At 65.7% G+C, this 26,423-nt stretch carries 22 protein-coding genes; 9 read left to right on the forward strand and 13 right to left on the reverse strand.

Annotated elements, in window-relative coordinates; translation table 11 throughout:
• Positions 1-181 precede the first annotated feature (181 nt).
• Positions 182-1,672, forward strand: coding sequence for an MFS transporter (locus XI05_RS29870; protein WP_271508426.1), 1,491 nt, complete (start codon positions 182-184; stop codon positions 1,670-1,672).
• Positions 1,673-1,779: 107 nt separating this feature from the next.
• Here the strand turns inward: XI05_RS29870 and XI05_RS29875 are convergent, their stop codons facing one another.
• Together XI05_RS29875 and XI05_RS29880 are read right to left on the reverse strand one after the other, a co-directional pair.
• Positions 1,780-2,466 (reverse strand): RlmE family RNA methyltransferase, encoded by a 687-nt coding sequence (locus XI05_RS29875; protein WP_271508428.1) that lies wholly within the window; start codon positions 2,464-2,466, stop codon positions 1,780-1,782.
• A 1-nt stretch (position 2,467) separates the two neighbouring features.
• The gene (locus XI05_RS29880; RefSeq protein ID WP_271508430.1) at positions 2,468-3,553 is read right to left on the reverse strand and encodes a Ppx/GppA phosphatase family protein; all 1,086 of its coding nucleotides are present in this window, start codon (positions 3,551-3,553) and stop codon (positions 2,468-2,470) included.
• A gap of 210 nt (positions 3,554-3,763) precedes the next feature.
• Between XI05_RS29880 and XI05_RS29885 the strand changes: the two genes are divergently transcribed.
• Positions 3,764-6,136, forward strand: a complete 2,373-nt coding sequence (locus tag XI05_RS29885) for a xanthine dehydrogenase family protein molybdopterin-binding subunit (protein WP_271508431.1) — start codon at positions 3,764-3,766, stop codon at positions 6,134-6,136.
• A 198-nt stretch (positions 6,137-6,334) separates the two neighbouring features.
• Here XI05_RS29885 and XI05_RS29890 read toward each other — a convergent pair whose 3' ends face one another.
• A complete protein-coding gene (locus XI05_RS29890) occupies positions 6,335-7,135 on the reverse strand; it encodes a hypothetical protein (protein ID WP_271508433.1) in 801 nt (266 codons plus the stop codon).
• 106 nt (positions 7,136-7,241) lie between these two features.
• On the opposite strand from XI05_RS29890, the gene XI05_RS29895 reads away from it, so the two are divergent.
• From XI05_RS29895 to XI05_RS29905, 3 genes are all read left to right on the forward strand, one after another.
• Positions 7,242-7,733 carry a YaiI/YqxD family protein gene (locus tag XI05_RS29895; RefSeq protein WP_172786356.1) on the forward strand — a complete coding sequence of 164 codons (492 nt, stop codon included), beginning with the start codon at positions 7,242-7,244 and terminating at the stop codon, positions 7,731-7,733.
• Positions 7,734-7,735: 2 nt separating this feature from the next.
• Complete coding sequence (locus XI05_RS29900) at positions 7,736-9,550, forward strand: ABC-F family ATP-binding cassette domain-containing protein (RefSeq protein WP_271508435.1); 1,815 nt, start codon at positions 7,736-7,738, stop codon at positions 9,548-9,550.
• A gap of 108 nt (positions 9,551-9,658) precedes the next feature.
• Positions 9,659-10,738, forward strand: coding sequence for a D-TA family PLP-dependent enzyme (locus tag XI05_RS29905; RefSeq protein ID WP_271508437.1), 1,080 nt, complete (start codon positions 9,659-9,661; stop codon positions 10,736-10,738).
• Positions 10,739-10,859: 121 nt separating this feature from the next.
• On the opposite strand, the gene XI05_RS29910 is transcribed toward XI05_RS29905, so the two are convergent.
• The 8 genes from XI05_RS29910 to XI05_RS29945 form a co-directional block, all read right to left on the reverse strand.
• Positions 10,860-12,089 carry an NAD(P)/FAD-dependent oxidoreductase gene (locus XI05_RS29910; protein WP_271508439.1) on the reverse strand — a complete coding sequence of 410 codons (1,230 nt, stop codon included), beginning with the start codon at positions 12,087-12,089 and terminating at the stop codon, positions 10,860-10,862.
• Between the two features lie 146 nt (positions 12,090-12,235).
• Positions 12,236-13,153 carry an SDR family NAD(P)-dependent oxidoreductase gene (locus tag XI05_RS29915; RefSeq protein WP_271508443.1) on the reverse strand — a complete coding sequence of 306 codons (918 nt, stop codon included), beginning with the start codon at positions 13,151-13,153 and terminating at the stop codon, positions 12,236-12,238.
• A gap of 109 nt (positions 13,154-13,262) precedes the next feature.
• Complete coding sequence (locus tag XI05_RS29920) at positions 13,263-13,742, reverse strand: MaoC family dehydratase (protein ID WP_271508445.1); 480 nt, start codon at positions 13,740-13,742, stop codon at positions 13,263-13,265.
• Entirely contained in the window at positions 13,743-15,461 is a 1,719-nt protein-coding gene (locus XI05_RS29925) for an AMP-binding protein (RefSeq protein ID WP_271508448.1), read from the reverse strand. It abuts the gene before it with no gap.
• Positions 15,461-16,381 (reverse strand): 3-hydroxyisobutyrate dehydrogenase, encoded by a 921-nt coding sequence (gene mmsB / locus XI05_RS29930; protein ID WP_271508562.1) that lies wholly within the window; start codon positions 16,379-16,381, stop codon positions 15,461-15,463. Before mmsB ends, XI05_RS29925 begins: the two co-directional genes overlap by 1 nt.
• The gene (locus XI05_RS29935; RefSeq protein WP_271508451.1) at positions 16,377-17,441 is read right to left on the reverse strand and encodes an enoyl-CoA hydratase/isomerase family protein; all 1,065 of its coding nucleotides are present in this window, start codon (positions 17,439-17,441) and stop codon (positions 16,377-16,379) included. The genes mmsB and XI05_RS29935 overlap by 5 nt, the downstream gene beginning before the upstream one ends.
• On the reverse strand, positions 17,438-18,583 hold the full coding sequence (locus tag XI05_RS29940; protein WP_271508455.1) for an isobutyryl-CoA dehydrogenase: 1,146 nt from the start codon (positions 18,581-18,583) through the stop codon (positions 17,438-17,440). Before XI05_RS29940 ends, XI05_RS29935 begins: the two co-directional genes overlap by 4 nt.
• A 121-nt stretch (positions 18,584-18,704) precedes the next feature.
• The gene (locus tag XI05_RS29945; RefSeq protein ID WP_271508458.1) at positions 18,705-20,201 is read right to left on the reverse strand and encodes a CoA-acylating methylmalonate-semialdehyde dehydrogenase; all 1,497 of its coding nucleotides are present in this window, start codon (positions 20,199-20,201) and stop codon (positions 18,705-18,707) included.
• Between the two features lie 102 nt (positions 20,202-20,303).
• Here XI05_RS29945 and XI05_RS29950 point away from each other — a divergent pair, with 102 nt between their 5' ends.
• Entirely contained in the window at positions 20,304-21,212 is a 909-nt protein-coding gene (locus XI05_RS29950) for a LysR family transcriptional regulator (protein ID WP_271508460.1), read from the forward strand.
• 111 nt (positions 21,213-21,323) lie between these two features.
• Here XI05_RS29950 and XI05_RS29955 read toward each other — a convergent pair whose 3' ends face one another.
• Together XI05_RS29955 and XI05_RS29960 are read right to left on the reverse strand one after the other, a co-directional pair.
• Positions 21,324-21,944 (reverse strand): TetR/AcrR family transcriptional regulator, encoded by a 621-nt coding sequence (locus XI05_RS29955; protein ID WP_271508463.1) that lies wholly within the window; start codon positions 21,942-21,944, stop codon positions 21,324-21,326.
• Positions 21,945-22,008: 64 nt separating this feature from the next.
• Positions 22,009-22,542, reverse strand: a complete 534-nt coding sequence (locus XI05_RS29960; RefSeq protein WP_271508465.1) for a PaaI family thioesterase — start codon at positions 22,540-22,542, stop codon at positions 22,009-22,011.
• A gap of 154 nt (positions 22,543-22,696) precedes the next feature.
• On the opposite strand from XI05_RS29960, the gene XI05_RS29965 reads away from it, so the two are divergent.
• The 3 genes from XI05_RS29965 (at position 22,697) to XI05_RS29975 (ending at position 26,327) form a co-directional block, all read left to right on the forward strand.
• Entirely contained in the window at positions 22,697-23,467 is a 771-nt protein-coding gene (locus XI05_RS29965) for an enoyl-CoA hydratase (protein ID WP_271508467.1), read from the forward strand.
• A 262-nt stretch (positions 23,468-23,729) separates the two neighbouring features.
• The gene (locus XI05_RS29970) at positions 23,730-24,926 is read left to right on the forward strand and encodes an acetyl-CoA C-acyltransferase (protein WP_271508469.1); all 1,197 of its coding nucleotides are present in this window, start codon (positions 23,730-23,732) and stop codon (positions 24,924-24,926) included.
• 111 nt (positions 24,927-25,037) lie between these two features.
• Positions 25,038-26,327, forward strand: coding sequence for an MFS transporter (locus XI05_RS29975; protein WP_271508471.1), 1,290 nt, complete (start codon positions 25,038-25,040; stop codon positions 26,325-26,327).
• The last annotated feature ends 96 nt before the right edge of the window (positions 26,328-26,423 follow it).

The raw sequence follows: 26,423 nt of genomic DNA on the forward strand, positions 1-26,423 counted from the left end.
CGGTCTCTGCGGCTCAATGGATTCCGGGCTCGCGCCAAGGGGCGCGCCCCGGAATGACGGAGGCTGAGGGTCACACCGTTGTCACGCAGGATTTAGGTGCCATGCGTGGATCCGCAATGGTCGGCGGCGGACGGCGGTGATAAGCCGCAACTCCACCCCTCCTTCAGCTTTCATTAATTTCATGGTCGACAAGCAACGCGTCATTCCGCTGATCGTGGCCACGGCTCTGTTCATGGAGAACATGGATTCCACCGTGATCGCCACCTCGCTGCCGGCGATCGCGGCCGATATCGGCACCAGCCCGCTGACGCTGAAGCTCGCGATCACCTCCTATCTGCTGTCGCTCGCGGTGTTCATCCCGGCGAGCGGCTGGACGGCCGACCGGTTCGGCGCGCGGATGGTGTTCGCCATCGCGGTCGGCGTGTTCATGGTCGGCTCGGTCGGCTGCGCGCTCTCGACCTCGGTCACCGATTTCGTGTTCGCGCGCATTCTGCAAGGCATGGGCGGGGCGATGATGACGCCGGTCGGACGCCTCGTGCTGCTGCGCTCGGTCGACAAGAGCGCGCTGGTCAACGCCATGGCCTGGGTGACGGTCCCTGCCCTGATCGGTCCCGTGATCGGCCCGCCGCTCGGCGGTTTCATCACCACCTATGCGTCCTGGCACTGGATCTTCCTGATCAACATCCCGATCGGCCTGCTCGGCATCTTCATGGCGCTGCGCTTCATTGATCCCATCAAGAGCGAGGCGCAGGAGCCGTTCGATCTCTACGGCATGGTGCTCGCCGGCATCGGCCTTGCCGGCATCGCCTTCGGTCTCTCCGTGGCCGGGCTCAACCTCCTCCCCTGGAGCACGGTGGCCGCGCTGGTCGTGGGCGGTGCGATCGCGATGACGCTCTACGTCATCCACGCGCGGCGGACCGGATCGCCGGTCCTGGACTTCTCGCTGCTGAGGCTGCCGACGCTGCGCGCAGCCGTGTTCGGCGGCTTCCTGTTCCGGCTCGGCATCGGCGCGCTGCCGTTCCTGCTGCCGCTCCTGATGCAGATCGGCTTCGGCCTGTCGCCGTTCCATTCCGGCCTCGTCACCTTTGCCTCCTCGCTCGGGGCCATGGGCATGAAGACGCTGGCGGCGCGGATCATCCGCACGTTCGGCTTCCGCAACCTGATGACGGTGAACGCGATCATCAGCGCGTTCTTTCTCGCCGTCTGCGCGCTGTTCACGGTGACGACGCCGCTGCTCATCATCATGGTCATCCTGGTGGTCGGCGGCTTCTTCCGCTCGCTGGAGTTCACCGCGATCAACACGGTCGCCTATGCCGAGGTCGAGACCGCGCAGATGAGCCGCGCCACCACGCTCGTCAGCGTCAACCAGCAGCTCGCGATCTCGGCGGGCGTCGCCGTCGGCGCGGCCTGTGTCGAGACGACGATGTGGTTCAGCCATGTCAGCGAGCTCAACGCCACCGTGTTCGCGCCCGCCTTCGTCGTGGTCGCGCTGACCTCGGCGGCCTCGAGCTGGTTCTTCTGGCAGATGCCGGCCGATGCCGGCCACGAGATTTCGGGGCGCAAGGCGGTGGAGATCGCGAGCCGCAAGGGTGCCGGCAAGGGCGCAGAGAAGGCCGCGGTCAAGGCAGCGTCCGAGGATACGCAGGACGTGCGGGATCAGCGGCTGGGGTAGTCTCTCCTGCCGTCATTGCGAGCCAAGCGAAGCAATTTAGAATGCCTCTGCGGAGACAGCCTGGATTGCTTCGTCGCAAGAGCTCCTCGCAATGACGGGGTGCGAGGCTACGCCGTTCCCCCGCCGCGAAACCCCGTGGCCAGCACATAGCGCTCCGAGGAATCCTGCCGGCTCGCGGCGGGCTTGACGTGACGCACCGTTGCAAAGTCGCGCTTGAGCTGGGCGAGCAGCTCGGCGTCGGCGCCGCTCTGGAACGTTTTGGCCAGGAACGTGCCGCCGGGCTTGAGCACGTCGCAGGCAAACGCCGCCGCGGTCTCGACCAGGCCGACGATGCGCAGCTGATCGGTCTTGCGGTGGCCGGTGGTGTTGGCGGCCATGTCGGACATCACAACGTCGGCCTTGCCGCCGAGCATCGCGGTGAGCTTCTCGGGCGCGTCGTTGTCCATGAAGTCGAGCTGCGCGAAATCGACGCCGGGAATCTCCGGCATCTCCAACAGATCGATGGCGACGACCTTGCCCTTGCCTTCCGTCGAGCCGACGCGCTTGGCCGCGATCTGGCTCCAGCCGCCGGGTGCCGCGCCGAGATCGACCACGGCCATGCCCGGCTTCAACAGCCGGAACTTGTCGTCCATCTCCAGGAGCTTGAACGCGGCGCGCGAGCGATAGCCCGCGGCCTTGGCTTTCGAGACATAGGGATCGTTGAGCTGCCGCTCCAGCCACAGCTTCGACGACAATTTGCGCTTGCCGCCGGTCTTGACCTGGACGTGCAAGCGGCCGGTGGTGTCCTTGGCCATCTCACCAGCTCCTGAGCGCGCCGTCCTCGCGCATCATCTCGACCAGCATGCCTTCGCGCAGGCCCCGGTCGGCGACGCGCAGGCGCGGCAGCGGAAAGGCGCGGCGGATAGCATCGAGAATGGCGCAGCCGGCGAGCACGAGATCGGCACGCTCGACGCTGATGCAGCTGTTGTTCGCGCGCTCCTCGTAGCTCATGCCGAGCAGCTTGTTGATGGTCGCGGTGATATCGGCATCGTTCATCCAGATGCTATCGATGCGGCGGCGGTCATAGCGCGCCAGATTGAGATGGATCCCGGCCAGCGTCGTCACCGTGCCCGACGTGCCGAGCAGGTGCATGTCGGCGAGATCGCGGCCGTGCTCTTCCGCGAACGGCGCGACGTGGCTTGCGACCTCCTGCTCCATCGCAGCGTAGATCGCCGGCGTAACGTCGCGTCCGCCGAACTGCTCGGCGAGCGTGACCACGCCATAGGGGATCGACATCCAGGCTTTTATGCGCGGCTCCGGGTTTTCCGGGTCGCGCTCGATCCGCACCAGCTCGGTCGAGCCGCCGCCGATGTCGAACAGGATTGCGCCACGTCCCCTGGGGTCGACCAGCGGCGAGCAGCCCAGCACGGCGAGCGTGGCCTCGGTCTCGCGGTCGATCACCTCGAGCTCGATGCCGGTCTCCGCCGCAACGCGGCTGCGAAAACCTTCCGCGTTCGAAGCCGCGCGGCAGGCTTCGGTCGCGATCAGCCGCAGCCGCCGCGCCTTCCGCAAGTTGATCTTGTCCCGGCAGATGCTGAGCGCTGCGATGGCACGCTCGATCGCGGCGTCGCTGATGCAACCTGTCGCCGAGACGCCCTCCCCGAGCCGGATGATGCGCGAGAAGGAATCGACCACGCGAAAGCCGTCCTGGGTCGGACAGGCGATCAGCAGCCTGCAATTGTTGGTGCCGAGGTCCAGCGCCGCATAGACGCCGGTTCCCGGCGCCTGCGCGCCGACGGCCGGATCGGTGGCCAACGCCACCGCCGCCATCGACCCATTCAGCTCACCGTGCGGCCCATGTTGGCTAACATGGCCATCGCGGAGCCGCGTGTGGTCATTCATACAAACTGTCTTTCCGCGGCCGGTGGGGCCGGTCTGGAATTGATTATTCGCCTGAAACATTAGCAGCGCGGCAGGCCTGCGCAACAACGCATCACATGGGACCATGCCCAATCGTGCGTTGTCGTGAACGGGGGTGGTGGGTTATCTCAAGGGAGTCCGGTGCTCCGCTGCCGCGAAAATGCGCAAATGCCGGCTTTTCAGGTCAATTCCATGCAAGAACACACCAAATCGTCCACGCTCGAGAACGCTATTGCACTGCAAAAATATGGCGTCGGGCAACCGGTCCGCCGCAAGGAGGACGACACCCTGGTGCGCGGCAAGGGCCGCTACACCGACGATTTCAACCTGCCTGGCCAGGCCTATGCCGTGGTCGTCCGCTCGACCCATGCCCATGGCATCATCCGCGGCATTGGCCTCGATGCCGCCAAGGCGATGCCGGGCGTGCTGGGCGTGTGGACCGGCAAGGATCTCGATGCCGCCGGTTACGGCCCCTTCACCTGCGGCCTGCCGCTGAAGAGCCGCGACGGCTCGCCCCTGCTCCAGACCAACCGCCAGCCGCTGGCAACCGACAAAGTCCGCTTCGTCGGCGATCCCGTCGCCTTCGTGGTGGCGGAGACGCTGGCGCAGGCGCGCGACGCGGCCGAGGCGGTCGAGCTCGACATCGAGCCGCTGCCGGCGGTGACGGACCCCGAGGAAGCCGCCAAGCCCGGCGCGCCGCAGCTCTACGACCACATCCCGAACAACGTCGCGCTCGACTACCACTATGGCGACATGGACAAGGTCAACGCAGCCTTCGCCAGCGCCGCTCATGTGACCAGGCTCGACATCGAGAACACCCGCGTCGCCGTGGTCTCGATGGAGCCGCGCGTGGGGCTTGCCTCCTACGACAAGAAGACCGAGCGTTACACGCTTCAAGTGCCGACCCAGGGCGTCGCCGGCAACCGCGCCAACCTCGCCAAGAACCTGAAGGTGCCGAACGAGAAGGTGCGCATTCTCACCGCCAATGTCGGCGGCTCCTTCGGCATGAAGAACATCAACTATCCCGAATATATGTGCATCCTGTATGCGGCGAAGGCGCTGGGACGCCCGGTGAAGTGGCTGGACGAGCGCTCCACCAGCTTCCTCTCCGACAGCCATGGCCGCGCGCAGAAGATCCATGCCGAGCTCGCGCTCGATGCCGAGGGCCACTTCCTCGCCGCAAAGCTGTCCGGCTACGGCAATCTCGGCGCCTACATCACCGGCGTCGCGCCGGGCCCGCTTTCGCTCAACACCGGCAAGAACTTCTCCAGCGTCTATCGCACGCCGCTGATGGCGGTCGACATCAAGACGGTGCTCACCAACACCACGCTGATGGGCGCCTATCGCGGTGCCGGCCGGCCCGAGGCGAACTATTACATGGAGCGGCTGATCGACCGCGCCGCCGACGAGATGGGCATCAACCGGCTGACCTTGCGCAAGCGCAACTTCATCAAGCCGGACCAGATCCCGTTCGCGGCCTCCTCCGGCGTCACCTATGACAGCGGCGACTTCCAGGCCGTGTTCAATAAGGCGCTCGAAATCTCAGACCACGAGAACTTCGCCAAGCGCAAGAAGGAGAGCAAGAAGGCCGGCAAGCTCCGCGGCATTGCCGTCGGATCCTATCTCGAGGTCACGGCGCCGCCGAGCCCCGAGCTCGGCAAGATCGTGTTCGATGCTGACGGCACCGTGCAGCTCATCACCGGCACGCTCGATTACGGCCAGGGCCATGCCACGCCGTTCGCGCAGGTGCTGTGCGAGCAGCTCGGCGTCCCCTTCGAGAGCGTGAAGCTCGTGCAGGGCGACAGCGACATCGTCCACACCGGCAACGGCACCGGCGGCTCGCGCTCGATCACTGCGACCGGCCAGGCCATTGTGGGCGCCGCAAAGCTCGTCATCGAGAAAGGCAAGCGCGCCGCCGCACATATGCTGGAAGCGTCCGAGGCCGACATCGAGTTCGCCGATGGCAGCTTCACGATCGCCGGCACCGATCGCAGCATCGACATCATGGAGCTCGCCAAGCGCCTGCATGAGGGCAAGGTGCCGGAAGGCGTGCCTGATACGCTCGATGTCGACCACACCAGCGAACCGGTCGCCTCGGCGTTCCCGAATGGCTGCCACGTCGCCGAGGTCGAGATCGATCCGGACACCGGCGTGGTGCAGATCGTTCGCTATAGCGCGGTCAACGATTTCGGCACGGTAATCAACCCGATGCTGGTCGCGGGCCAGCTCCATGGCGGCGTGGTCCAGGGCATCGGCCAGGCGCTGATGGAGCACATCCGCTACGACGAGAGCGGCCAGCCGATCACGGGCTCGCTGATGGACTACGCCCTGCCGCGTGCCGAGGACGTGCCGAACATGATGGTGGGCGATCACCCGGTGCCCGCCACCACCAATCCGCTCGGCAGCAAGGGCTGCGGCGAAGCCGGCTGCGCCGGCAGTCTCTCGACGGTGGTGAACGCGGTGCTCGACGCGCTGTCGGATTACGGCATCAAGCACATCGACATGCCGCTGACCCCCGAGCGGGTGTGGCGCGCGATCGAGGACGCGAAGGGCAAGGCGGCGTAAGGCCGTCCTTCTTTTCGCAGACGGTCCAGTCGCCGTCTCCACACGCACACTGTCATCGCCCGACTTGATCGGGCGATCCAGTACTCCGAGACGGTAGTAGTTCAACGGATAGGCCGCGGCGTACTGGATGCCCCGGTCAAGCCGGGGCATGACACCGTTTTATGAGGCGACAGCCTCGAACCAAGCGGACACTTAGGCCTAAGCCGCCGCCTGCTCGCGCGGCTGGTAGATTGCGGTGTGCAGGCAGTGGGCGAGCGACGTCGTGCCGTTGGCAACGACGAGCGCTTCCAGCTCGACGAAACGGTGACCCTTCTTCTCGTAGTTCGCAGTGACTTTTGCACGCGCCGTGATCTCGTCGCCGGCGCGCGCGGCGGATAGCAGCTGCATGCGGCTGCCGACGTGGATCCAGGGGCCCAGAATGGTGTTGTCGACGAGGACGCGGTTCATGACCCGCTGGATCAGGCCGGGATGGCCGAGGCTCTCGCGCGCGAAGATCGGATCCTTCTCCCTGACATCCGTGAGATAGTCGGCCGCGTCCTGCCCGGCCCAGCGGCGCGGCGTCGTGCCCAGCCACTTGCCCAGCTCGAACGTCGCAGGACTGACCGGCTTCCGCTCGGCGACAGCGGGGACTTCAACATAGTCGCTCAGCGACACCGCGGGCGCCTCCGCCGGCAGCGACGCCGTCCCCGTGGCGCACAGCTCGGTGCGGCTGAACACCTCGATGGTCAGCAGGCCGTTGTGCTCGGTCGCGTCGACGTCGGCAGTCTCGCCGTCATAGACCGGCTTGATGAAGCGCGCCTCGACCAGCCCACGGGACAGGAAATCGCGGCCCCAGCGCGCGATCGGCACGTGCATCATGTAAGCGAAGACGTCGACGCCCGGGACCAGCCCGCCGGAAAAGCCGAAGCGGCGCGCCACATTGTCGTCGTGCATCTTGTTTTCGGATTGCTTGGCGGTGTTGTAGGCCTCGACGCGGTAGGTTTCGAGCCGGTTCGGCATGGCTTGGCTTTCCCATATTCTTATTGTTTCAGGAGCGATGGTAGGGCCTGAGGAACCAGGGTCAATCCCCTCGCCTTTGCCGCCCGAATGGGGTACCACGCGCGGAATGACCGACACCCCCACCCGCATCTATGTCGACGCCGACGCCTGCCCTGTGAAGGACGAGATCTACCGCGTTGCGATCCGGCACGGCGTGCCCGTGAGCGTGGTCGCGGGCAATTTCATCCGCGTGCCGCAGGATCCCCTGATCGAGCGCATTGCCGCAGGTAGCGGCATGGATGCGGCCGACGACTGGATCGCCGAGCGCGCCAGGCCTGGCGATGTGGTCGTGACCTCGGACATCCCGCTGGCGAGCCGCTGTGTGAAGGCGGGCGCCGACGTAATCGCACCGAACGGAAAGCCGTTCACCGAAGAGTCGATCGGGATGACGCTGGCGGTGCGCAATCTGATGACGGATCTGCGCTCGGCCGGCGAAGTCACCGGCGGCCCGCGCTCGTTCGCGCCGCGCGACCGCTCGGCCTTCCTGTCCGCGCTCGACCAGACGCTGCGGCGGATCGCGCGGCGTCGCACTGATGCGGCCGCAACGAGTCAGGGCTGACGATGGCGCCGCCGCTGATGCAACTCAAAGACATCCGGCTGACCTTCGGCGGCACGCCGCTGCTGTCAGGGATCGAGCTCAATGTCGCGCCATCCGAACGGGTCTGCCTGATCGGCCGCAACGGCTCCGGCAAGTCGACGCTGCTGAAGATCGCGGCCGGCCTGGTCGAGCCCGACTCCGGCACGCGTTTCGTGCAGCCGGGCGCAACAGTGCGCTACCTGCCGCAGGAGCCTGACTTCGGCGCGCACAAGACCACGCTCGCCTATGTCGAGTCCGGGCTCGCGCCCGGCGACGACCAGCACCAGGCGCGCTATCTCCTGGAGCAGCTCGGCCTCACCGGCGAGGAGAACCCGCACAACCTCTCCGGCGGCGAGGCGCGTCGCGCGGCATTGGCCTTCGTACTGGCGCCCTCGCCCGACATTCTGCTGCTGGACGAGCCGACCAACCATCTCGATCTCGCCACCATCGAATGGCTGGAACAGGAGCTCGACAGCCGCCGCAGTGCGCTCGTCATCATCAGCCACGACCGCCGCTTCCTCACCAATCTCTCGCGCTCAACCGCCTGGCTCGACCGCGGCAAGATCAAGCAGATCGACCGCGGCTTTGCCTCGTTCGAGAGCTGGCGCGACGAGGTACTGGCGGAGGAAGAACGCGACCAGCACAAGCTCGACCGCAAGATCGTCGACGAGGAGCACTGGCTGCGCCACGGCGTCTCCGGCCGCCGCAAGCGCAACGTCAAACGCCTTGCCAATCTGCATGCGTTGCGAGCCCAGCGCCGCAACTACCGCGGCACCGCTGGAAACGCCAATCTCGCAGCTAGCGAGGCCGAGCAGTCCGGCAAGCTGGTGATCGAAGCCAAGGGCATCTCCAAAGCTTACGGCGAGCGCAAGATCGTCGAGAATTTCTCGACCCGGATCCAGCGCGGCGACCGGCTCGGCATCATCGGCCCGAACGGCGCCGGCAAGACCACGCTGGTCAATCTGCTCACCGGCGGCGCAGAGCCTGACTCTGGCACCGTACGGTTAGGGGCCAATCTGGAGACAGCCACGCTCGACCAGCACCGCGAAAGCCTCGATCCCAAGTCGACGCTGGCGGAAGCATTGACCGGCGGCCGTGGCGATCAGATCATGGTCGGCGGCAAGCCGAAGCATGTGGTCGGCTACATGAAGGACTTCCTGTTCGGCCAGGAGCAGCGTGGCACGCCCGTGGAAGTACTCTCCGGCGGCGAGCGTGGTCGCCTGATGCTGGCGCGCGCGCTGGCAAAGCCGTCGAACCTGTTGGTGCTGGACGAGCCGACCAACGATCTCGATCTCGAAACGCTCGATGTGCTCGAGGAGATGCTGGGCGACTACGAGGGCACTGTCATCCTGATCAGCCACGACCGCGACTTCCTCGACCGCGTCGTCACCTCCGTGATCGCGCCCGAGGGGAGCGGCAAATGGATCGAATATGCCGGCGGCTACAGCGACATGCTGGCGCAGCGCGGCGCAGATCTCAAGCGCGAGACCGCGAAGCCGCAAGCGCCAGTGGAGAAGAAAGAGGAGCGCGCCGCTGCTCCGGCCGCGTCGGCGCCCAAGCGGAAGCTGAGCTTCAACGAGAAGCACGCGCTCGAAACGCTGCCGAAGAAGATGGAAACGTTGCACGCCGATATTGCAAAATTGCAGCGCGTGCTGGACGATCCCAATCTCTATGCGAAAGATCGGAAGAAATTCGACGATACGTCGGCCGCGATCGCCAAGGCGCACGAAGAGCTGTCTGCCGCCGAAGAGCGCTGGCTCGAACTTGAAATGCTCCGTGAAGAGATCGAGGAGGCATAGCTTGTAGGATGGGTAGAGCGCAGCGAAACCCATCGCGTAACGGGAATTTCTTCTGATGGGTTTCGCTGCGCTCTACCCATCCTACGGGTCCGAAAATAGAGAGATCATATGACCACTCCCCTCGCCGCAAAAATCGCCCGCGAATATGGCACGCCCTGCGCCGTCATCGACATGGACAGGGTCGAGCGCAACATCGCGCGGATCCAGAAAGCCTGCGACGATGCCGGCATCGCCAACCGCCCCCATATCAAGACGCACAAGAACCCGACGATTGCCAAAATGCAGGTCGCGGCCGGCGCCAAGGGCATCACCTGCCAGAAGCTCGGCGAAGCCGAGATCATGGCCAATGCCGGCATCGACGACATCCTGATCAGCTACAATCTCCTCGGCGACGAGAAGATGGCGCGGCTCGGCGCGCTGCAGGCGAAGGCGAACATGACGGTCGCCGCCGACAACTCGACCGTCGTCGCGGGCCTGCCCAAGGCCGCCGCGGTGTCCGGCCGTCCGCTCTCGGTCGTGGTCGAGTGCGACACGGGCCGCAAGCGTGCGGGTGTCGAGACGCCAGCCGAGGCGATCGCGCTGGCGCGCGAGATCGCCGCGTCCAAGGGGCTCCAATTCGCCGGCTTCATGCTCTACCCGACCGAGACCGGCTGGGCTGACGCGCAGAAATTCTATGACGAGGCGCTGGCCGGCGTGCGCGCGCATGGGCTCGATGCCAAAATCGTCTCGACCGGCGGCACCCCGAACCTCGTCAACATCGGCAAGCTCAAGGGCGGCACCGAGCATCGCTTCGGCACCTACATCTACAACGATCGCATGCAGGTCGCCGCGGGTTCGGCGACCTGGGACGACTGCGCGCTGCACATCTATTCGACAGTGGTGAGCCGCGCCGCGCCCGAGCGCGGTATTTTGGACGCCGGCTCGAAGACGCTGACCACGGATACCGGCGGGCTCGACGGTCACGGCCTGATCCTGGAGCATCCCGAGGCGAAGATCGCCAAGTTCGCCGAGGAGCACGGCTTCCTCGATCTCTCCCGCAGCAACACAAGGCCGAATGTCGGCGACGTCGTCCGCATCGTGCCGAACCACGTCTGCGTCGTCGTCAACATGATGGACGAGGTCGTAATGGTCCGCGGCGAGGAGATCATCGGCACGCTGCCGGTCGCGGCGCGGGGGAAGCTGCGGTAGGCGTTCGCGCGCCGTTCCCACGGCCGTCATTGCGAGGAGCTCTTGCGACGAAGCAATCCAGACTACGTCCGAGGAGGGATTCTGGATTGCTTCGCTGCGCTCGCAATGACCGTTGGTTAGTCTAGCGACTGAGCCACTCCAGCACGCCCCTGCCCGCGGCCGCCCCGGTCGCGAACGAAGCCTGCAGCAGATACCCGCCGGTCGGTGCTTCCCAATCGAGCATCTCGCCGGCGGCGAACACTCCGGGCAGCTTGCGCAGCATGAAGTGTGCGTCGAGCTCGTCGAAGGTGATCCCGCCCGCCGTCGAGATCGCCCGATCGATCGGAGCGACGCCGGTGAGCTGAAGCGGAATGGCGTTGACCAGCTGCGCCAGCTCTGCCGGCGAGAACGCGGCCAGCGGGCGGCCGGAGGCGATGGCCGCTTCCTGCATCAGGCCGATGCCGGCCGGCGACAATTGCGCGGCCTTGCGCAGGAAGTTCGCCAGCGATTGCTTGCCGCGCACGCCTGACAACCGCGTGGTCAGCGCCGCGGAGTCGAGGTCGGGCCGCAACGCGATCATCAGCGTCGCCTGCCCGAGATTCAGCACGGCTACGCGCAGCTCGGCCGACAGCGCATAGATCGAGCCGCCTTCGATTCCGCTGCGGGTGATCATGGCTTCTCCGCGCACCGTGTGTGCGCCGATCGTCAGCGCCACGCCCTTGAGCGGCTGGCCCTCGAAGCGGTCGCGGAATACTTTGGACCAAGCGACCGTGAAGCCCGAATTGGCGGGCCGCAGCTTCGAGACGGCAACGCCTCTTGCGGCGAGGACGTCGACCCAGCTTCCGTCCGATCCGAGCCGCGGCCAGCTTGCGCCGCCGAGGGCGAGCAGCGTGGCGTTCGCTTCGATGGCGGAGACGCCTTTCGGCGTCTGAAAGATCAGCCGCCCCTCGCGGTCCCAGCCGATCCAGCGATGGCGAAAAGCGAAGCGGACACCGGCCTCATCGAGCCGCCGCAGCCAGGCGCGCAGCAAGGGCGAAGCCTTGAAGGCCCTTGGAAACACGCGTCCGCTGCTGCCGACGAAGGTCGGCTCGCCCAGCGCTTCACACCAGGCCCGGAGCGCATCGGGTGAAAACGCGTCGATCGCCGCTTGCAGCTTCGCTGCGGCCTCCCGGTAGCGCGCCATGAACTGCGGCAGCGGTTCGCTGTGGGTGAGATTGAGCCCACCCCGGCCCGCCATCAGGAACTTGCGCCCCGCGGACGGCATGGCGTCGTAGACGGTGACGCGGGCGCCGCCTTGCGCCAGCACTCCCGCCGCCATCAGCCCGGCGGGACCTGCGCCGATGACGGCGATGTGGGTGTCGGTCGAGGTCATGGTGAGAGTTTAAAGCAGATTTTCGCGCCTAGCGTCATTCCGGGGCGCGCCACTTGGCGCGAGCCCGGAATCCATCGGACGGCAGAGATGGTGGCGCGATGGATTCCGGGCTCGTCGCTTTGCGACGCCCCGGAATGACAGCGCGCCTAAAGCTTGATCCCCGCCCGCGCCGCGGCCTGCGCGACGTATTTCTGCGTCTGCTCGAACGCGCCCTGCAGCGCCTTGGCCTTCGACATGTCGCTGATCTCGGCGAAATGCGCGGCAATCGCATCGGGCGTCCACTCGCTCTCCGGCAGGTTGATGCCTTCGCTCTCCAAAATCTTGATCACCGCAAACGAGCCGGCACCGGCGCCCATGATGGTGCGGGTCGGTGCGTCCTCGCTCAGCATATACTCGACCGCGGGCGTGATCGCGTTCGGCTTCATCAGCTGCAACGCCTGCGGCGGCAGCAGCTCTTCGGTCATGCGCGTCGCCGCCGTCGGCGAGATGATGTTGACGCGAATGTCGTTCTTGCGACCTTCCTCGGCGAGCACGTTCATCAGGCCAACCATGCCGGTTTTGGCGGCGCCGTAATTGGCCTGGCCGAAATTGCCGTAGAGGCCGGAGGACGACGTCGTCAGCACGATGCGACCGTAATTGCGGTCACGCATGCCGGCCCAGGCCGCCTTGCAGCAATAGAAGGTGCCAACGAGATGCACGTCGAGCACCTTCTGGAAATCGGCGACCTCCATCTTGCCGAACGACTTGTCGCGGAGGATGCCGGCATTGGCGCACAGAAGATCGACGCTGCCCCACTCCCTGGTGGCGCGCTCGACCATGGCGGTGACCTGCTCGAAATTGGAGACGTCGGCGCCGTCGGCCATCGCGGTGCCGCCGGCTTTGCGGATCTCCTCGACCACCGCTTCGGCCGGCGACAGCGAGCCGCCGGTGCCGTCGCGCGCGCCTCCGAAATCGTTGACCACGACCTTGGCGCCGCGGCTGGCCAACCCCAGCGCATGCGCCTTGCCGAGACCATTGCCCGCGCCGGTGACGATGGCGACGCGTCCGTCGAACCTGATTGCCATGAGTGCGTTTCCCAGATGTTAATCGTCATGGCTGGGCTTGCCCCGGCCATCCATCAAAATCGACAGGCTTTTGAGCAGCGATGGGATGCCGGGTCAAGCCCGGCAAAGATCAAGCGAAATAGATCAGGCCGAGCCAGTCGGCGACCAGCGCCGGCTTGTCCTCGCCCTCGATCTCAACCGTGACGTTGGTGCGGGACTGCAATTCGTTCGGCTTGCGGAGCTTGGCTTCCGCCAGCACGAAGCGGCCGCGCACGCGCTTGCCTGACCGCACCGGCGAGATGAAGCGCAGCTTGTCGAAGCCGTAATTCACGCCCATCGTGGTGCCGGCGATGACAGGCATCACCTCGTATGACATGATCGACAGCAGCGACATCGTGAGAAAGCCGTGCGCGATGGTGGTGCCGAAGGCGGTCTCCTTCTTCGCGCGTTCCGGATCGACGTGGATGAACTGGCGATCCTCGATCACGTCGGCATAGGTGTCGATGCGGGGCTGATCGATCAGATGCCATGACGACACGCCGATCTCCTTGCCGACCATGGCCTGATAGGCTTCGAGCGTTACAGGCGGCTTCTTCCAGACTTCGTTCACTTAGGTCTCACTCCGTGTCTTCGCCAGCTCCGGAAAATCCTCCTCACGGAATTCCCGGCCGCGCAAGGGATCGCTCCGATCATCGTCGCGTTCGAGCCGTCGTAGCTGGACGCGGCGAATCTTTCCAGAGATCGTCTTCGGCAGCTCGGTGACGATTTCGAGGCGGCGGATGCGCTTGAACGGCGCCAGACGCGCGTGCAGGTGCTTGAAGATCGACAGCGCGGTCTCCGGCGTCCGCTCCGCGCCCGCGGTCAGCAGCACGAAGGCCTTGGGGATCGCGAGCCGGATCGGGTCCGGGCTCGGCACCACCGCAGCTTCCGCGACCAACTCGTGCTCGAGCAACACGCTCTCCAGCTCGAACGGGCTGATGCGGTAGTCGGAGGATTTGAACACGTCATCGGAACGGCCGACGAAGGTGAGATAGCCGTCCTCATCCGCAAACACCACGTCGCCGCTGCGATAGAGCGCGCCTTCGGCGCCGGACAATTTGCCGTCGTCGCCCTGATAGCCTTGCATCAGGCCCGCGGGGCGGTCGGCGTCCAACACCAGCGTCACCTCGCCCTCTTTCGCCGGGTTGCCGTCGGCATCGCTGATCTGCACGCGATAGCCCGGCAGCGGCCGGCCCATCGAGCCGATCTTGATGGGCTGGCCCGGCGAGTTGCCGGCGAGCGCCGTGGTCTCGGTCTGGCCATAGCCGTCGCGGATGGTGAGGCGCCAGGCGGCCTGCACCTGGTCGATCACCTCAGGATTGAGCGGCTCACCGGCGCCGCAGACCTCGCGAAGCGCCACCTTGAAGGAAGCCAGGTTCTCCTGGATGAACAGCCGCCACACCGTCGGCGGCGCGCACAGCGTGGTGACGCCGCAGCGGCCGATGGTGGCGAGCAGCGCTTTGGCGTCGAAGCGCGGCTGGTTGACCACGAACACGGTCGCACCGGCATTCCACGGCGCGAAGAAGCAGCTCCAGGCATGCTTGGCCCAGCCGGGCGAGGAGATGTTGAGGTGGACGTCGCCGGGCTTCAGCCCGATCCAGTACATCGTCGAGAGATGGCCGACGGGATAGCTGCGCTGGCTGTGCCGGACGAGCTTTGGTTTTGCTGTCGTACCCGAGGTGAAATAGAGCAGCATCGGGTCGTCGGCATTGGTCGGACCATCAGGCGCAAAACTTTCGGAAGCCTTGGCCGCCTCGTCATAGGCAAGCCAACCGTCGGAGGCCGCGCCGACGACGATGCGGACAACATTCTCGGCGCCCAAGCTCGCGAATTTTGCGACCTGGTCCTGCGCCGCGATCACCGCCCTCGCCTTGCCGCGATCGAGCCGGTCGCGCAGCTCGTCGGCGGTCAGCAGCGTCGTGGCGGGAATGACGACCACGCCGAGCTTCATCGCGGCGAGCATGGTCTCCCACAGCGGTACCACGTTGCCGAGCAGCAGCAGGAGATGATCGCCGCGCCTCAGGCCCTGCGCGCGGAGGAAGTTCGCGACCTGGTTGGAGCGACGCGACAGCGCCGCGAAAGACAGCTTTGTCTGCTTGTCCAGGGCGGCGTCGACGATCCAGAGCGCAGGCCGATCCCTGCTGTCCGCATTGGCCGCGAGCTCAGCGTCGAACCAGTCGAGCGCCCAGTTGAAAGGAACCGGATCGGGCCAGCGGAAACCTTTGGCCGCGGCCTCGTAATCCGTGCGGTATTGCAGAAGGAACGCGCGTGCTTCCTGGAATGTGGTCATCAAGCTTTCCCGGCCAAGCTCCTAACGTGCTTGATAATTCCGGAAAAATCCACCCCGCCCTGCCCGGCTGCGTCGAAAGACTGATAGATCTCCTGCGCATGCTTGCCGAGCGGCGTCGCCGCGCCCGCAGCCTTCGCCGCGTCCTGTGCCAGGGTCAGGTCCTTCACCATCAGCGCCGAGGCAAAGCCCGGCTTGTAATCGTTGTTGGCCGGCGAGGTCGGCACCGGGCCGGGCACCGGGCAATAGGTCGTCAGCGACCAGCACTGGCCGGACGAGGTCGAGGCGACGTCGAACAGCGCCTGATGCGAGAGCCCGAGCTTCTCACCGAGCGCAAAGGCCTCGCTCACCGCGATCATGGAAATGCCGAGGATCATGTTGTTGCAGATTTTCGCGGCCTGGCCCGCACCGGCACCGCCGCAATGCACGATCTTCTTGCCCATGTTCTCGAGCACGGGCTTTGCCGCGGCAAATGCCTTCTCCTCGCCGCCGCACATGAAGGTGAGCGTTGCGCCCTTGGCACCGCCGGTGCCGCCGGAGACCGGCGCATCGACCGAGAGCACGCCGTGCTTGGCGGCGAGCGCATGCGCGGCCCGCGCGCTTTCGACGTCGATGGTGGAGCTGTCGATGATCAGCGTCCCCTTGGTCATGACAGGCACGACCTCGTTCCAGACGCCGAGCACGTGCTTGCCCGCGGGAAGCATGGTGACCACGACATCGGCGCCCTTCACCGCGGCGGGCGCGCTGTCGGCAATGCTGGCGCCATCGGCCTTGGCCTGATTGCGCGAGGCTTCGACGAGATCGAATGCCACCACCTTGTGGCCGGCCTTGACGAGGTTGGCCGCCATCGGGCCGCCCATGTTGCCGAGACCGATGAATGCGATCGTGGCCATTGTCGTTTCCTCCGCTGTCGCGTTGTTAATTGAACTTCAATTCGTCCGCGCCGATCTCGGCGAGATAGGGCGCAAGCATCTCCGGCGTCACATCCTCGATCCGAGGCGGCGACCAGGTCGGGTTGCGATCCTTGTCGATCACGGCGGCGCGCACGCCTTCGCGAAAATCATCGCTCCGAAACACCTCCAGTGCGGCGCGGTATTCGCGCACCAGGCACTCTTCCAGGCTCGATCTGCGCGCAAGCCGCAGCAGTTTGAGCGTCACCACCATGCCACGCGGTGATTTTTCGTTCAGCGTCTTCAGCGTGGCCAGCGCGAACTCGGAACCATCGCGCTTCAGCGCAGCGAAAATGTCCTCCATGCGGTCGAAGCCGAACAACGCATCGATGATCGGCTCCCTGGCGGCGACCGGCCCCGCGGTCTCGCCCGTCGCAAAGCCGCTGATGAGCTTGCCGACATCGTCAGCGGTCGCACCAAGACGCAGCTTGGTCAGCGCCTCGCGCAGTTCCGGCAATCGCGCCGCCGCCACGACCCAATCGGCAAACTTCGCATGGATCGCGTCAGGCCCGTTCATGGTCTGGCCGGTCAGCCCGAAATAGGTGCCGATCTCGCCCGGCGCATGCGACAGCAAATAGGTGCCGCCGACATCGGGAAAGAAACCGAGGCCAACCTCGGGCATCGCCAGCTTGGTGCGATCCGTGACGACGCGATGGCTGGCATGCGCGGAGAGCCCGACGCCGCCGCCCATGACGATGCCGTCCATGAAGGCGACATAGGGCTTTGGAAACTTCTTGATCCGGGCATTGAGGATGTACTCCTCCCGCCACAGGATCTTGCCGAGGTCGCCGTTGACCTTGGAGCTCTCCCAGAGCGTGCGGATGTCTCCGCCGGCGCAGAGGCCGCGCTCGCCGGCGCCTTCCAGCAGGATCACGGCAACGGCAGGATCAGCTTCGAAGCGGTCGAGCGCCTTGTCGATGTCGCGAAACATCTCCAGCGTGACGGCGTTGATCGCCTTGGGACGATTGAGCCTGATGATGCCGGCCGCGCCTTCGACGCGCGCGACCAGGTCGCCCTCTTCCGCTCCGCTCATCGCGCGCCCTCGATCAATTTGCGCGCCACGATGAGCCGCATGATTTCATTGGTGCCTTCGAGAATCTGGTGCACGCGTAAGTCGCGCACGATCTTCTCGATACCGTACTCGCTGAGGTAACCGTAGCCGCCGTGAAGCTGCAGCGCATGGTTGGCGACCTCGAACCCGACATCGGTGCCGAAGCGTTTCGCCATGGCGCAGAGCATGGTGGCGTCGGGGTCCTTGCGGTCGAGCGCCGCAGCAGCACGCCACAGGAAGGTGCGCGCGGCCTCGAGCTCGATCGCCATGTCGGCGAGACGGAATTGCAGCGCCTGGAATTCGTCCAGCCGCTTTCCGAACGCCTTGCGCTCCTTCATGTAGGCGCGCGCCTTGTCGAGCGCGGCCTGCGCGCCGCCGAGCGAGCACGCCGTAATGTTGAGACGGCCGCCGTCGAGGCCGGCCATCGCGATCTTGAAGCCGACACCCTCTTCGCTCAGGCGATTGGCCACAGGCACGCGGGCGTTCTCGAATATTACCGCGCGGGTCGGCTGTGCATTCCACCCCATCTTGCGCTCATTGGCGCCGAAGGAGACGCCGGGTGTCTTGCCGTCGATGACGAGGGTCGAGATGCCGCCGGGACCATCGCCGCCCGTCCTGACCATCGCGACCAGAACGTCGGTACCGCCGGCGCCGGAGATGAACTGCTTCTGGCCGTTGAGGACGTAATGATCGCCGTCGCGTACCGCGCGGGTGCGTAAGGCGGCCGCGTCCGAGCCGGCGCCCGGCTCGGTCAGGCAGTAGCTCGCGATCAGCTCCATGGTGCAGAGTTTTGGCAGCCATTGATGGCGCTGCGTGTCGCTGCCGAAGGCATCGATCATCCAACTCGCCATGTTGTGGATGGAGATGAAGGCGGAGGTGGTCGGACAGCCCGTCGCCAGGGCCTCGAAGATCAGCGCCGCGTCGAACCGCGTCATGGCGGAGCCGCCGACATCCTCGCGGATGTAGATGCCGCCCATGCCGAGGGTAGCGGCCTCGCGCATCACGTCGACGGGGAAATGCTTCTCCTCGTCCCAGCGCAGCGCATGCGGCGCGATCTTCTCCGCCGCAAACGCCATCGCCATGTCGCGAAGGACGACCTGATCCTCGTTCAGAGCGAATTGCATGCTGGGCTCCTCACCTTCCTCGTCATTGCGAGGAGCGGAGCGACGAAGCAATCCAGACTGTCTCTGCGGAAAGATTCTGGATTGCTTCGCTGCGCTCGCAATGACGGGCTGGGCTACAGCCTTACTTCATCAGCGGGATCGAGAACTCCGCACCCTCCTTGACGCCGGACGGCCAGCGCGAGGTCACCGTCTTGGTCTTGGTGTAGAAGCGGACCGAATCCGGACCGTGCTGGTTGAGATCGCCGAAGCCCGACTTCTTCCAGCCGCCGAAGGTGTAATAGGCGATCGGCACCGGGATCGGCACGTTGATGCCGACCATGCCGACATTGACCCTGGCCGCGAAGTCGCGCGCGGCATCGCCGTCGCGGGTGAAGATGGCAACGCCGTTGCCGTAGTCGTGGTCGGACGGCAGCGCCAGCGCTTCCTTGTAGTCATGCGCGCGCACGACCGAGAGCACCGGGCCGAAGATCTCTTCCTTGTAGATCCGCATGTCCTTAGTGACGTTGTCGAACAGCGAACCGCCGAGATAGAAGCCGTTCTCGTAGCCCTGCATCTTGAAGCCGCGGCCGTCGACGGCGAGGGTCGCACCTTCCTTGAGGCCGATGTCGATGTAGCCCTTGACCTTCTCGACCGCCTCGCGCGTCACCAGCGGACCGTAATCGGCCGACGGATCGATCGAGGTGCCGATCTTGAGGCTCTCGACACGCGGGACCAGCTTTTCCATCAGGCGGTCGGCGGTGGATTTGCCGACGGGCACCGCGACGGAGACGGCCATGCAGCGCTCGCCGGCCGAGCCGTAGCCCGCGCCGATCAGCGCGTCGACGGCCTGGTCCATGTCGGCGTCGGGCATGATGATGGCGTGGTTCTTGGCGCCGCCGAAGCACTGGCAGCGCTTGCCGGTCTGGGCCGCGCGCTCATAGATGTACTGCGCGATCGGCGTGGAGCCGACGAAGCCGACGGCCTTGATATCGGGATCGTCGAGGATGGCGTCGACCGCTTCCTTGTCACCATTGACGACATTGAGGATGCCGGCCGGCAGGCCCGCCTCGATCATCAGCTCGGCGAGCAGCATCGGCACGCCGGGATCGCGCTCCGACGGCTTCAGGATGAAGGCGTTGCCGCAGGCGATCGCGGGGGCGAACTTCCACATCGGGATCATCGCCGGGAAGTTGAACGGCGTGATGCCGGCGACGACGCCGAGCGGCTGGCGCATCGAATAGATGTCGATGCCGGGACCGGCGCCTTCGGTGTATTCGCCCTTCATCAGATGCGGAATGCCGCAGGCGAATTCCGCGACTTCGAGGCCGCGCTGAATGTCGCCCTTGGCGTCCGGCACGGTCTTGCCATGCTCACGCGCCAGCAGCTCGGCGAGCTTGTCGTAGTCGCGCTGCACCAGCTCGACGAACTTCGACATGACGCGGGCGCGGCGCTGCGGGTTGGTCGCGGCCCATTCCGGCTGCGCGGCGCGCGCGTTCTCGACGGCGGCGCGGACCTCGGCCTTGGACGCCAGCGCGACCTTGGCCTGTACGTCGCCGGTCATCGGCTCGAAGACGTCGGCAGTGCGGCCCGAGGTGCCCTTAACTTCCTTGCCACCGATGAAATGTCCGACTGAACGCATGGAATGATCTCCTTGAGGTCGAGCTTGAACGCTTTGACAAATCCTATCGACCTGCATTTATTGGGATTCAAGTCTGAGATAATGCACCATAGATGTGCGAAAATGCTGGATCAAGGTACCATCGACTGGGACGACTTTCGCTTCGTGCTGGCCATCGTGCGGGGCGGCTCGGTGTCGGCTGCGGCAAAACAGCTGGGGGTCGACCATGCCACCGTCATCCGCCGCGTCGACCGGCTGGAGAAGCACCTCTCGGCCAAGCTGTTTGACCGGCGCAAGACCGGCTATCTCCTCACCGAGGCCGGCCAGCGCGTCGCCGACAGCGCCGAGGCCATGGAATCCACCATCGTCGCCAACCAGGAGCAGGTCGGTGGCTCGGTCGCGCGGCTGACCGGAACGGTGCGGATCGGCGCACCCGACGGGTTCGGCACCGCCTTCCTGGCGCCGCGGCTGGCGCCGTTCGCGGACCGCTATCCCGATCTGGATCTGCAACTTGTGGCCACGGCGCGGCTGTTCAGCCTCTCCAAGCGCGAGGCCGATATCGCCATCAGCCTGACCATGCCGAAGGAAGGCCGCATCGTCGGGCGCAAGCTGCTGGATTACCGTCTCGGCCTCTATGCCGCGCCCACCTATCTCGACCGCTTCCCTGAGATCACCTCGCGGCAGGACCTGACGCAGCACCGCTTCGTCGGCTATATCGAGGAACTCTTGTTCACGCCGGAGCTCGATTATCTGCCGCAGGTGTCGCCGCGGATCTCGGCGCGCTTTCGCAGCGCCAATCTGATCGCGCAGCTCAACGCCACGCTCTCAGGCTTCGGCATCGCCGTGCTGCCCCACTTCATGGCGAGCGATTATCCGCAGCTGGTGGCTGTGCTGCCGGAGGAGATCTCGATCACGCGGACATTCTGGATGCTGATGCACGCCGACAGCAAGGACCTGGCGCGGATCAGGGCCGTGGCGGATTACATCAGCGAGATCGTGGAGCGCGAGCGGGCGTTGTTTGCAGGGCGGTAGCACCGGTCTCGTAGGGTGGGCAAAGCGAAGCGTGCCCACCAAATCTTTGCAATCATGGAAAGAACGTGGGCACGGCGCTTACGCGGCTTTGCCCACCCTACGGCTTCTCGCCTAGTTCTGCTTCTTCTTCAGCGTCGCCGCCCCCTTCGGCTCACGCTTCGCGCCCTCGAGCGCGTGGTCCCGACCCGCCTTCAGCACCTCGTCGGACAATTCGCTCGAGCCGGCGATGCGCGCCAGCAGCATGGTACCGGCCATCGTCGCCAGCGTCGCGATCGCCTGCTTGCGGGCTGCCTTGCGCGGCGCGTTCGGAATGTAGTCGGTCATCAGCTCGATCATCTCGTCGAGCTTGCCGGCGAAAGCCTTTCTGGTCTTCGGGCTCTCACGAGCGATCTCGGCGCCGAGCGAAGGGATCGAACAGCCGTGGCCGGGATTGTCGCGGTGCAGCGCCGAGAGATAGGCCTCGGCGATCAGCGCCAGCCGCTTCTCCGGCGAGGCCTCGCCGGTGAGCTTGCGCCAGTGTTCCATTGAGCGGTCCATGGCGTAGGCAAAGGCTTCGATCACCAGCGCCTCACGAGAGTCGAAATGAGCGTAAAAGCCGCCGTGGGTCAGGCCCGCCTCCTTCATGAGGTCGGCGACGCCGATGCCATGGGCACCCTTCTCCCGCAGCCGCACCGAGGCCTTCTTCACGATGCGGTCGTGGGTTTCCTGCTTGTGTTCCCGGGAATAGCGCATGCGGAGCTCATTGGATGTCGGAGATCATCTCATAACACGCAAATGACGAAATGGGTGCATTAATTCATGTTAAGTTGCTTCCGATCATGGAGAACGTTGCAGTTGCGTGCACCGCGAGGGCCCCCTTGCCGTCCCGGACGAAGCCTTCGGCATAGCTGGTCTGGCGCCCGAGCTTGATGATCTTGCCCTCGGCCGACATCAGCCCCGAGCGAACCGATAGCGCGCGCAGATAGGTCAGCTTCAGATCGAGGGTCACCGAGCTTTGTCCGGCCTCGAGTCGGGTCGAGATGGCACATCCCATGGCGGTATCGAGCAGCGCCGCGGCGGTCGCACCATGCAGAAGACCGATGGTGTTTTCCAGATCCTCCCGCGGCGCCAGTTCCATGACGATCCGGCCCGGCTCGACCACGGCCACGGTGAACCCGATCAGCTTTGCGAAGGGCGGCGGCGGCAGCCGGCCGTCACGGATGCCCAGCATGGCGTCCATGCCCGACAGCCCCATGGCCACCTTGGCGACCGGCGCAGGCACCTGCCAGTCCACCACGCGTTCGCGCCGCTGCTCCGGCGAAAACAGGTCGAGTCGATCATTACCGGTCATGGCAGCCTCTTTAGATGATATTCATCATACTATGCTACGGACTTCACGCTGGCAACTCCGCTGCCCTGCCCGCTTGACAAGCCGGGGGTTTCGGCCCGGAAGTGATCCCGACCGGCGCGCCTTGCGCATGTCCACGAAACCTCGAGACTCCACGATGGAAATGCTCAACAACCACTGCGGCGTGACGCGCGATGCGCGCGGCATCGTTCACGTCGCCATCTGCAACGCCGGCCCGCTCAACATTCTCGGCTCGCCGGTGACCGACGCCGTGCGCGAAGGCCTGCAGCAACTAAGCTCCGACCGCAGCATCCGCGTCGTGGTGCTGCGCGGCCAGAGCGAGAAGAGCCTGATCGGCGGGGCCGACATCAAGGAGATGGCCAAGCTCGACCAGACATCCGCGGAAGCCTTCATCAGCCGCCTGCGCGATCTCTGCGAGGCGGTGCGCCAGTTCCCTGCTCCGGTCATCGCACGCATGCCGGGGTGGTGCCTCGGCGGCGGGCTCGAAGTGGCAGCGGCCTGCGACTTCCGCATCGCCGCGCATGATGCCCATTTCGGCATGCCCGAGGTGCGTGTCGGCATCCCCTCGGTGATTCACGCCGCGCTGTTGCCGCGCCTGATCGGCTGGGCCCGCGCGCGCTGGCTGGTGATGACGGCGGAGAACATAGATGCAGCCACTGCGCTCGCCTGGGGGCTGATCGACAAGGTTGCGCCGGAGGGCGGGCTGGATGCGGAGATCGAGCACCTGGTGAAGGCCTTGCTCGAATGCGGCCCCGAGGCGCTGCGGTCGCAGAAGGCGCTGCTGCGGCAGTGGGAAGAGCTGCTTCTGACCGAGTCGGTGAATTTGAGCGTGAAAGTGTTCGGCGAGTCGTTCCTGACGGATGAGCCAACGCGGTTGATGGGCGCGTTTGTGAACCGGAAGCGGTAAACGCTTCGATACCGGTGTCATGCCCCGCGAAGGCGGGGCATCCAGTACGCCGCGCCTTCTCGGTTCTAACCGCGTCGTCTCTGGAATACTGGATCACCCGCCTTCGCGGGTGATGACAGTGTACGGTCGATTGGTACCTCCCCGATCGAACGATCAAATCTCATCCGACCCACGACATTTTCTCATCCCTGCCGCGGTTGCAATTTTTGCGTCGCATCATATGATGATCGTCATCTTACCTATATTGCCAGGGAGCTCCATCATGGCCGAAGCCGCCGATCCCGTCGTCATCGTCTCCGCCGCACGTACCCCGCTCGGCCGCTTCATGGGCGAATTGTCGCCGCTCCCCGCGCACAAGCTCGGCTCACACGTGATCGGTGCGGCGCTGGAGCGCGCCAGGCTTGCGCCCGAGAAGGTCGACGAGGTCTTCATGGGCTGCGTGCTGCCGGCCGGTCAGGGCCAGGCGCCGGCGCGGCAGGCGGCGCGGAGCGCCGGACTACCGGACGCCACCGGTGCCACCACCGTCAACAAGGTCTGCGGTTCCGGCATGAAAGCGACCATGCTGGCGCACGACATCATCCGCGCCGGCTCGGCCGACATCGTCGTCTCCGGCGGCATGGAGAGCATGAGCAACGCGCCCTACCTGCTCGCCAAGGCGCGCGGCGGCTACCGTGTCGGTCATGACCGCATCATCGACCACATGATGATGGACGGGCTGGAGGACGCCTACGAGACCGGCCGTTCCATGGGCGATTTCGGCGAAGCCACGGCGGAGGCTTACCAGTTCACCCGCAAGGACCAGGACGCCTATGCGATGGAGACGCTGAGCCGCGCCCGCAACGCCGTCGAGGGCGGCGCGTTCAAGGCCGAGATCGCGCCGATCACGCTGACCGAAAAGGCCGGACCGCGCGTGATCGCCAACGACGAGCATCCGCTGAAGGTCGACCCCGCCAAGATCCCCGGATTGAAGCCGGCGTTCCGCGCCAACGGCACCATCACGCCGGCCGCCTCCTCCGCCAATGCCGACGGCGCCGCCGCGCTGGTTCTGACCAAGCGCTCGCTTGCTGACCGGGGCGGCCTGCCCGTTCTCGCCGAGATCAAGGGCCACGCCACCCACAGCCAGGAGCCGCAATGGTTCACCACGGCGCCGATCCCGGCGATCCGCAAGCTGCTCGACAAGGTCGGCTGGGCTGCGTCCGATGTCGACCTGTTCGAGATCAACGAGGCGTTCGCCGTGGTGGCGATGGCGGCGCAGCGCGATCTCGGCATTCCCCGCGAGAAGCTCAACATCAACGGCGGCGCCTGCGCGCTGGGCCACCCGATCGGCGCCACCGGGGCGCGGCTGATCGTGACGCTGCTGCATGCGCTGGAGGCCAACAACCTCAAGCGCGGTATCGCGGCGCTGTGCATTGGCGGCGGCGAAGCCACCGCAATCGCAGTCGAACGGTCAGCGCGCTGACACCAATGTCCGAAATTGAGGGAAGTCTGGCATTTTAGACTTTCCTTGTTTGTGCCAGATTGCAACGATGATGCGGGTCTCTCTGGGGCCCGCCAACCAAATTGAGGCCCGATGATCTCGAACTGGCTCGCGGCAGCACTGTCCCGCCGCAATATCCATTACGGCTGGGTGATGGTCGGCGTGACCTTCCTTGCCGCGCTGATCAGCGCCGGCACGGTGGGTGCGCCCGGCGTGTTCATCGTGCCCCTGCAGAAGGAGTTCGGCTGGAGCACGGCGGAGATTTCCTCCGCGCTGTCGATCCGCTTCATCCTGTTCGGGCTGATGGCGCCGTTCGCGGCCGCCCTGCTCAACCGCTATGGCCTGCGCAACGTCACGCTGGCCGCTCAGCTGATCGTGGTCTCGGCGCTCGTGCTCTCGCTCGGCATGACCGAGGTCTGGCAGCTCATTGCTCTCTGGGGCGTGGTGATCGGGATCGGCACCGGCATGACGGCCTTGGTGCTCGGCGCGACCATCGCCACGCGCTGGTTCGCGGCCAGGCGCGGCCTCGTCGTCGGCATCATGACCGCGAGCGTCGCCACCGGCCAGCTCGTGTTCCTGCCGCTGCTCGCAAGCCTCACCGAACGTTTCGGCTGGCGGCTCGCGCTCGGCTTCGTCTGTATCATGCTCGGCGTATCCGCCCTGGCCGTGCTGCTCGCGATGCGCGACCGCCCCAGCGACGTCGGGCTGCGGCCGTTCGGCGATGAGGGCACCGAGCCGCTGCCCGCACCGCCGGTCAGCCACGGCTCGATCACGGGCGTTGCGCTCGGCACGCTGCGCGACGCCTCGACGTCGATGGCGTTCTGGATCCTGTTCGCAACCTTCTTCGTCTGCGGCGCCTCCACCAACGGCCTCGTGCAAGTGCACCTGATCCCGATGTGCCTCGATTTCGGCATCCCACAGGTGCAGGCGGCGAGCCTACTCGCAGCGATGGGCATCTTCGACTTCTTCGGCACGATCATGTCGGGCTGGCTGTCGGACCGTTACGACAATCGCTGGCTCCTGTTCTGGTACTACGGCCTGCGCGGGCTCTCGCTGATCTTCCTGCCGTTCAGCGATTTCTCGTTCTACGGCCTCTCGGTCTTCGCGATGTTCTATGGTCTCGACTGGATCGCGACGGTGCCGCCGACGGTGCGGCTCACCGCGCAAAAGTTCGGGCCCGAGCGCGCCAATCTGGTGTTCGGCTGGATCTTCGCCGGCCATCAGCTCGGCGCCGGCACCGCGGCGTTCGGTGCAGGCTTCTCGCGCACGGTCTACCAGAGCTACCTGCCCGCCTTCTTCATCGCCGGTGCGCTCTGCGTGTTCGCGGCCTTGATCGTGCTGGCGCTGTCGCGGCAGCCGAAGCTGCAGCCGGCGACGGCCTGAAGCCGGCTGACGACCGATCGTGATGGTGACGCCGGACCCGGCGGCGTCACCGTCCGCAAGACGCGCCCGGCCACATTCCCGTTAGACTCCTCACGC

The organism is Bradyrhizobium sp. CCBAU 11357, from assembly GCF_028128865.1.
Lineage (GTDB): Bacteria > Pseudomonadota > Alphaproteobacteria > Rhizobiales > Xanthobacteraceae > Bradyrhizobium.

Bases quoted from the DNA above. Each gene is read 5' to 3' on its own strand.
- XI05_RS29870 (WP_271508426.1), top strand. From the start codon at position 182: ATGGTCGACAAGCAACGCGTCATTCCGCTGATCGTGGCCACGGCTCTG.
- XI05_RS29875 (WP_271508428.1), bottom strand. From the start codon at position 2,466: ATGGCCAAGGACACCACCGGCCGCTTGCACGTCCAGGTCAAGACCGGC.
- XI05_RS29880 (WP_271508430.1), bottom strand. From the start codon at position 3,553: ATGAATGACCACACGCGGCTCCGCGATGGCCATGTTAGCCAACATGGG.
- XI05_RS29885 (WP_271508431.1), top strand. From the start codon at position 3,764: ATGCAAGAACACACCAAATCGTCCACGCTCGAGAACGCTATTGCACTG.
- XI05_RS29890 (WP_271508433.1), bottom strand. From the start codon at position 7,135: ATGCCGAACCGGCTCGAAACCTACCGCGTCGAGGCCTACAACACCGCC.
- XI05_RS29895 (WP_172786356.1), top strand. From the start codon at position 7,242: ATGACCGACACCCCCACCCGCATCTATGTCGACGCCGACGCCTGCCCT.
- XI05_RS29900 (WP_271508435.1), top strand. From the start codon at position 7,736: ATGGCGCCGCCGCTGATGCAACTCAAAGACATCCGGCTGACCTTCGGC.
- XI05_RS29905 (WP_271508437.1), top strand. From the start codon at position 9,659: ATGACCACTCCCCTCGCCGCAAAAATCGCCCGCGAATATGGCACGCCC.
- XI05_RS29910 (WP_271508439.1), bottom strand. From the start codon at position 12,089: ATGACCTCGACCGACACCCACATCGCCGTCATCGGCGCAGGTCCCGCC.
- XI05_RS29915 (WP_271508443.1), bottom strand. From the start codon at position 13,153: ATGGCAATCAGGTTCGACGGACGCGTCGCCATCGTCACCGGCGCGGGC.
- XI05_RS29925 (WP_271508448.1), bottom strand. From the start codon at position 15,461: ATGACCACATTCCAGGAAGCACGCGCGTTCCTTCTGCAATACCGCACG.
- XI05_RS29935 (WP_271508451.1), bottom strand. From the start codon at position 17,441: ATGAGCGGAGCGGAAGAGGGCGACCTGGTCGCGCGCGTCGAAGGCGCG.
- XI05_RS29940 (WP_271508455.1), bottom strand. From the start codon at position 18,583: ATGCAATTCGCTCTGAACGAGGATCAGGTCGTCCTTCGCGACATGGCG.
- XI05_RS29945 (WP_271508458.1), bottom strand. From the start codon at position 20,201: ATGCGTTCAGTCGGACATTTCATCGGTGGCAAGGAAGTTAAGGGCACC.
- XI05_RS29950 (WP_271508460.1), top strand. From the start codon at position 20,304: ATGCTGGATCAAGGTACCATCGACTGGGACGACTTTCGCTTCGTGCTG.
- XI05_RS29955 (WP_271508463.1), bottom strand. From the start codon at position 21,944: ATGCGCTATTCCCGGGAACACAAGCAGGAAACCCACGACCGCATCGTG.
- XI05_RS29960 (WP_271508465.1), bottom strand. From the start codon at position 22,542: ATGACCGGTAATGATCGACTCGACCTGTTTTCGCCGGAGCAGCGGCGC.
- XI05_RS29965 (WP_271508467.1), top strand. From the start codon at position 22,697: ATGGAAATGCTCAACAACCACTGCGGCGTGACGCGCGATGCGCGCGGC.
- XI05_RS29970 (WP_271508469.1), top strand. From the start codon at position 23,730: ATGGCCGAAGCCGCCGATCCCGTCGTCATCGTCTCCGCCGCACGTACC.
- XI05_RS29975 (WP_271508471.1), top strand. From the start codon at position 25,038: ATGATCTCGAACTGGCTCGCGGCAGCACTGTCCCGCCGCAATATCCAT.